Raw genomic sequence first — 6295 nt, 5'->3', positions numbered from 1 at the left:
AGCTAGCGGCGTGAAAACCGAAAAGAATGTCCGAAATCACTGGACCAGTTCAGCCCCGCTCGCCAACCGGTAGCCAGATTTCCACCGTCCCCGTGCCCTTCCTCCCATCGAAATCTGCGCTATAGCGCTCGAAATCCGCCCCCATCACCTTGTAGCCCGAATGCGGCAGCCATTCGAACATGATGCGTTCGTAGGTTTGCTCAAGTGCCTGCACCGGCCCGTAATGGGGGAACACGGCATAGTTGAGCGGGGGGATTTCGATGAACTCGAAGTTGCTGGGCACATCGCCCTTGGTCGGGACTTCAACCCCCGCCATGTAATCGAATTCGCCGTGGTGGGGGTTGTAGCAAACCCCGTACGTCACGCCGCCGACGCGCGTTTTGATGTCTTTAATGCACGTGTCAAACAGCTCCCATAACTTGGGGATATCGCCTACGGTGGCCTTCGAATAACGCCCTTGCACACCGGCGATCACCAGCGCTTTGCCGGCTTCCATGCGTGGCTCCAACGGTTGTTTTGTCTGCTGATCCATACGAACAGTCTCCTTCTTATGAGGGAACAAACCCGTATCGAGTATAGGGGCATATCCGCGCCACACTCCATGTAGAAATTTTTCCTACGCATCTGGACAACTTGCCATCATCGCCCGTATTGTCTGCCTCGCAGGCCACCGCAGTGGCCGACGTCGCTCGGACGGTTCCGGGCGCTTACGTACTCTCGAGGCAACAATGGCCGACCAAGGTTCGCCGCGCCGCTTTGCGCGCATAGATCGACTCCCCCCTTACGTTTTCAATATCACTGCCGAGCTGAAGATGGCTGCGCGTCGGCGCGGCGAAGACATCATCGACTTGAGCATGGGTAACCCCGACGGCGCCACGCCACCGCACATTGTGGAAAAAATGGTCACCGTCGCCCAGCGTGAAGACACCCACGGCTACTCCACCTCCAAAGGCATTCCGCGCCTGCGCCGGGCGATTTCGCGCTGGTACAAGGACCGTTATGAAGTGGATATCGACCCCGAGTCGGAAGCCATCGTCACCATCGGTTCCAAAGAGGGTCTGGCGCACCTGATGCTGGCCACCCTGGACCAGGGCGACACCGTGCTGGTGCCCAACCCCAGCTACCCGATTCACATCTACGGTGCGGTGATTGCCGGTGCCCAGGTACGTTCGGTGCCGCTGGTGCCGGGCGTGGACTTTTTCGCCGAGCTGGAACGGGCGATTCGTGGCTCGATCCCCAAGCCGAAGATGATGATCCTCGGTTTCCCGTCCAACCCCACCGCGCAGTGCGTGGAGCTGGATTTCTTCGAACGGGTCATCGCCCTGGCCAAACAGTACGACGTGCTCGTGGTTCACGACCTGGCCTACGCCGACATCGTCTACGACGGCTGGAAAGCCCCGTCGATCATGCAAGTGCCGGGCGCCAAGGACATCGCGGTGGAGTTTTTCACCCTGTCCAAGAGCTACAACATGGCCGGCTGGCGCATCGGGTTCATGGTGGGCAACCCGGAACTGGTCAACGCCTTGGCGCGGATCAAGAGCTACCATGACTACGGCACCTTCACCCCGCTGCAGGTGGCGGCGATTGCTGCGCTGGAAGGCGATCAGCAGTGCGTCAAAGACATCGCCGAGCAGTACCGCCAGCGCCGCAACGTGCTGGTCAAGGGCCTGCATGAGCTGGGCTGGATGGTGGAGAACCCCAAGGCGTCGATGTACGTCTGGGCAAAAATCCCCGAACAGTATGCTGCCATGGGCTCGCTGGAATTTGCCAAGAAGTTGCTGCTGGAGGCGAAGGTGTGTGTGTCGCCGGGGATTGGTTTTGGCGAGTATGGCGATGATCACGTACGCTTTGCGCTGATCGAAAACCAGGACCGGATTCGCCAGGCGGTGCGCGGGATTCGTGGCATGTTCAGGGCGGATGGGCTAGTACCCAAAGCCAGCGTCTAACTCGGTCAAAATGTGGGAGGGGGCTTGCTCCCGATGGCGGTGGTTCAGTCGATACATCTGGTGACTGATCCACCGCCATCGGGAGCAAGCCCCCTCCCACATTTGATTGGGTTTTCACCCCAGACTGTGCGGTGTGGCTTACACCACCAACGACAGCAACATGATGAAGATCAGAGCCACGATCGACAGGATGGTCTCCATCGCCGTCCAGGTCTTGAACGTCTCGGCCACGGTCATGTTGAAGTACTGCTTGACCAGCCAGAACCCCGCATCGTTGACGTGCGACAAGATCAACGAACCCGCGCCCGTCGCCAGCACCAGCAACTCGCGGTTGACGCCCGGAATCATGCCGACCACCGGCACCACAATGCCTGCCCCGGTAATGGTCGCGACCGTCGCTGAACCGGTGGCGATACGAATCACCGCCGCCACCAACCACGCCAGCAGGATCGGGTTGATCTGTGCGTTCACTGCCATATGACCGATCACATCACCCACGCCGCTGGTCACCAGCATCTGCTTGAAGCCACCACCGGCACCGATGATCAGGATGATCGCGGCGGTCGGCGCCAGGCTGGCGTCGAGCAGCTTGAGGATCTGCTTGGAATGGATGCCCTGGCGATGGCCAAAGGTGTAGAGCGACAGCAGCAACGCCAGCAGCAAGGCGGTGATCGGGTGACCGATCATGTCCATCCAGTTGCGCACCACGTTGCCTTCGGCAAAGGCGATGTCGGCAAAGGTTTTGAGCAGCATCAGGAACACCGGCAAGAGCACGGTGACCAGGGTGATGCCAAAGCTTGGCAGCGACTTGTTATCCGTCTCGCGGGCCAATTGATCGACCAGTTCCTGGGACGGGTTGCCCGGAATGTACTTGGCGATAAACGTACCGAAGATCGGGCCGGCGATGATGGCGGTTGGCAGTGCGACGATCAGGCCGTACAGAATGGTTTTGCCGATATCTGCGCCGAACACGCCAATCGCCAGCAGCGGGCCCGGGTGCGGTGGCACCAGGCCGTGTACCGCCGACAGGCCGGCGAGCAGCGGGATGCCGATCTTGATCAGCGATACACCGGTACGCCGTGCCACGATAAACACCAGCGGGATCAGCAGCACAAAGCCGATTTCAAAGAACAGCGGGATGCCCACCAGGAACGCGGCGAACATCATGGCCCACTGGACCTTCTCTTTGCCGAAGGCGCGGATCAGGGTCTGGGCGATCTGATCGGCACCGCCGGATTCGGCCATCATCTTGCCGAGCATCGTGCCCAGCGCGAGGATAATGCCGACAAAGCCGAGCACGCCGCCGAAACCGTCCTGGAACGCCTTGATGATCTTGTCCACGGGCATGCCCGAGGTCAGGCCGAGGAAACCGGCCGCGATGATCAGTGCAATGAACGGGTGCACCTTGAACTTGGTGATCAGAACGATCAACCCGATGATAGTGACCACTGCATCTAGCAGCAGGTAAGACTCGTGGGACATGCCAAACATGGGGGGTCTCTCCTGTTTGTTGTTGTTATTAAAGCGGGTGTTGAATTTCCTGCCGGGGATAGCGCTATCTTTTCCGGCAAAAAATTAATGAGTTGGTTCAAAGCCGTGCTTGAGCCACCAGGCGTTGGTCTGCTCGGCCAGCTCCTCGACGCTGTCTTCACTGGCATTGAGGGCCAGGGTCAGCGGTTCGCCCTTGGGCGATTCGAGGGTGGCGAACTGGCTGTCGATCAGGCTTGCCGGCATGAAATGGCCGGGGCGGTGGGACACGCGGTCGGCGGCCACTTCGCGGGTCAGCTCCAGGAAGACAAAGCCCAGGCCCGGCGCGGCTTCGCGCAGGTGGTCGCGGTATTTCTTTTTCAGGGCTGAACAGGTGAGCACAGGATGCTCGCCCGCTGTGAGCGACCGGCGCAGTTCATCGCACAGGATGTCGAGCCAGCCGGCGCGATCGTCGTCGTTAAGGGGGTGGCCGGCGCTCATCTTTTCGATGTTGGCGGCGGGGTGAAAGCTGTCGCCTTCAATGGCAGTGGCGCCGTTCAGGCGGCACAGGGCTTCGCTGACGCTGGACTTGCCACAGCCGGAAACACCCATGATGACCAGGGCGGTAACAGGTTGACTCATGAAACACCTCAGGACGCAGATAGCGCTACCTTTGCACAGCATAAGGCTAGTGCAAAAACAGGCTTTTCCCGCGCCGACTTGTCATTTTTATGGAGTGACGCGTGCATCTGCTCCAATCATTCGAACCGGATCAGGCAACCCTAGGTTCAATAATTTGCAGCCCTTTGGAGACAGCGCTACCTTAGTGCCTCGATTTTTGTTTGGCAAGCCGCCTGATGACCTCCAAGAACGATAAAAATACCCGCACGACGGGCCGCCCTACCCTCAATGAAGTTGCACGCCTGGCCGGGGTCAGCCCAATCACCGCCTCCCGCGCCTTGCGCGGTATCAGCACCGTGGCCACCGAACTGGTGGAAAAAGTCCAGCAGGCCGCCGCCGAACTCAGCTACGTGGTCAACCCCGCCGCTCGCGCCCTGGCGTCGGCCCAGAGCCAATCGGTGGTGGTGCTGGTGCCGTCGCTGTCCAACCTGTTGTTTATCGAAACACTGGAAGCCATCCATCAGGTACTGCGGCCCAAGGGCTTTGAAGTGCTGATCGGCAACTCCCATTATTCGCGCGATGAAGAAGAAAACCTGTTGCGCAACTACATGGCCTACCAGCCACGGGGTTTGCTGCTGACCGGGTTCGACCGCACCGAAAGCGCGCGACGAATGGTCGAGACCAGCAATGTGCCGTGCGTGTACATGATGGATCTGGACCCCAATGCCGGGGTGAACTGCGTGGGCTTCTCACAGCTGGCTGCCGGGGAAACAGCAGCGGCACATTTACTGTCCCGGGGGCGCAAGCGCCTGGCCTACATCGGCGCGCAGTTGGATCAGCGCACGTTGTTGCGCGGTGAAGGTTTCCGCCGCGCCTTGCAGCAGGCGGGCATGTACGACCCAGCGCTGGAACTATTGACGCCACGGCCCTCTTCCGTAGGCCTGGGCGGCGAACTGTTCCTGCAATTGCTGGCAGCGCATCCGGATGTGGATGCGATCTTCTTCGGCAACGATGACCTGGCCCAGGGCGCACTGCTTGAAGCCATGCGTCACGGCATCAAGGTGCCGGAGCGTGTCGCGGTGCTGGGCTTCAACGACTTGCCCGCGTCGGCATTCATGGTGCCGCGCCTGAGCAGCATCAGCACGCCACGAGAAGCCATTGGCCGCAGGGCGGCGGAGCATTTGTTGACCATCATGGCGGGCAACAAGATCGCCAAGCCGGTGGTGGATATGGGGTTTGAGTTGCAGGTGCGGGAGAGCACCTGACCCGCTCGTTCCCACGCTCTGCGTGGGAACGATCAGAAGTCTGCCTGTGTTAATGGCGGCTGTGCGTAGGGCACTTTCGGGTGCGCCGGCTTTGAGTGTCCACCGGTCTACTAACCTGCGTACAGCTGCCACCCTCATTTAACTCGCTGCTCGGCAAGGCCATGGACCAGCACACACCACGCTGCTGAGACCTTACTCGGTCCAAATGTGGGAGGGGGCTTGCTCCCGATTGCAGTGGGTCAGCTATCTGTAAGTTGACTGACCCACCGCTATCGGGAGCAAGCCCCCTCCCACATTTTTTAACCGTGCCCACTTTACCCCTGCTAGATTGACCACTTTCCATCGCCAGGGAAGCACCATGGGACATTCACTGAAAATCTTGGGCCGCACGTCCTCCATCAACGTGCGCAAAGTGTTGTGGACCTGCCAGGAACTGGGCATCGACTACGTGCGTGAAGACTGGGGCATCGGCTTCAAGCCCACCCAGTCCACCGAGTTCCTCGCTCTGAACCCCAACGCGCAGATACCTGTGCTGATCGACGACCACGGCGTGCTGTGGGAGTCCAACACCATCTGCCGCTACCTCGTCGGCCTGTACCAACGCCACGACTTGCTGCCTGTCGAACCGGCGCCACGGGCCCGCGTCGAGCAATGGATCGACTGGCAAGCGGTCGAACTCAACCGCGCCTGGGGCGACGCCTTCACCGCGCTGGTACGCAACAACCCCGACGGCCTCGACGCGGCGCAAATCGCCGCCGCGGTGCAGCTATGGAACGACAAGATGGGCATTCTCGAACAGCAACTGACCAAGACCGGTGCCTATGTGGCCGGGGAGGAATTCACCCTCGCCGATATCTTGATCGGCCTCTCGGTACACCGCTGGCAGGCAACGCCCATGCAGCGTCCGCCCTCCCCCGCCATTGCCGCCTACTATCAGCGGCTCAGCCAGCACGCCGGTTTCAAGACCTTCGCCCTCGACGGCCACAACTAAGCACA

Annotated in this window: 6 protein-coding genes; 3 read left to right on the top strand and 3 right to left on the bottom strand. The window is 60.4% G+C overall.

The features are described from left to right. Positions 1–49: 49 nt before the first annotated feature. Positions 50–532 (bottom strand): GyrI-like domain-containing protein, encoded by a 483-nt coding sequence (locus E4P00_RS05235; protein ID WP_032879788.1) that lies wholly within the window; start codon positions 530–532, stop codon positions 50–52. 196 nt (positions 533–728) lie between these two features. Here E4P00_RS05235 and alaC point away from each other — a divergent pair, with 196 nt between their 5' ends. After that, the gene (alaC, locus tag E4P00_RS05230; protein WP_032879786.1) at positions 729–1946 is read left to right on the top strand and encodes an alanine transaminase; all 1218 of its coding nucleotides are present in this window, start codon (positions 729–731) and stop codon (positions 1944–1946) included. 138 nt (positions 1947–2084) lie between these two features. On the opposite strand, the gene E4P00_RS05225 is transcribed toward alaC, so the two are convergent. After that, on the bottom strand, positions 2085–3437 hold the full coding sequence (locus tag E4P00_RS05225) for a GntP family permease (RefSeq protein WP_005790708.1): 1353 nt from the start codon (positions 3435–3437) through the stop codon (positions 2085–2087). An 84-nt stretch (positions 3438–3521) separates the two neighbouring features. After that, a complete protein-coding gene (locus E4P00_RS05220) occupies positions 3522–4055 on the bottom strand; it encodes a gluconokinase (RefSeq protein ID WP_032879784.1) in 534 nt (177 codons plus the stop codon). Between the two features lie 212 nt (positions 4056–4267). Between E4P00_RS05220 and E4P00_RS05215 the strand changes: the two genes are divergently transcribed. Continuing rightward, on the top strand, positions 4268–5299 hold the full coding sequence (locus E4P00_RS05215; RefSeq protein ID WP_248128415.1) for a LacI family DNA-binding transcriptional regulator: 1032 nt from the start codon (positions 4268–4270) through the stop codon (positions 5297–5299). Between the two features lie 358 nt (positions 5300–5657). Further along, on the top strand, positions 5658–6290 hold the full coding sequence (locus E4P00_RS05210; protein ID WP_248130864.1) for a glutathione S-transferase family protein: 633 nt from the start codon (positions 5658–5660) through the stop codon (positions 6288–6290). Positions 6291–6295 lie beyond the last annotated feature (5 nt).

Source organism: Pseudomonas sp. B329, from assembly GCF_023127835.1.
In the GTDB taxonomy this organism is placed as follows: Bacteria; Pseudomonadota; Gammaproteobacteria; order Pseudomonadales; family Pseudomonadaceae; genus Aquipseudomonas; species Aquipseudomonas synxantha_A.
Note: the sequence above shows the minus strand (reverse complement) of the source record. Positions and strands in the feature narration are given on the sequence as shown.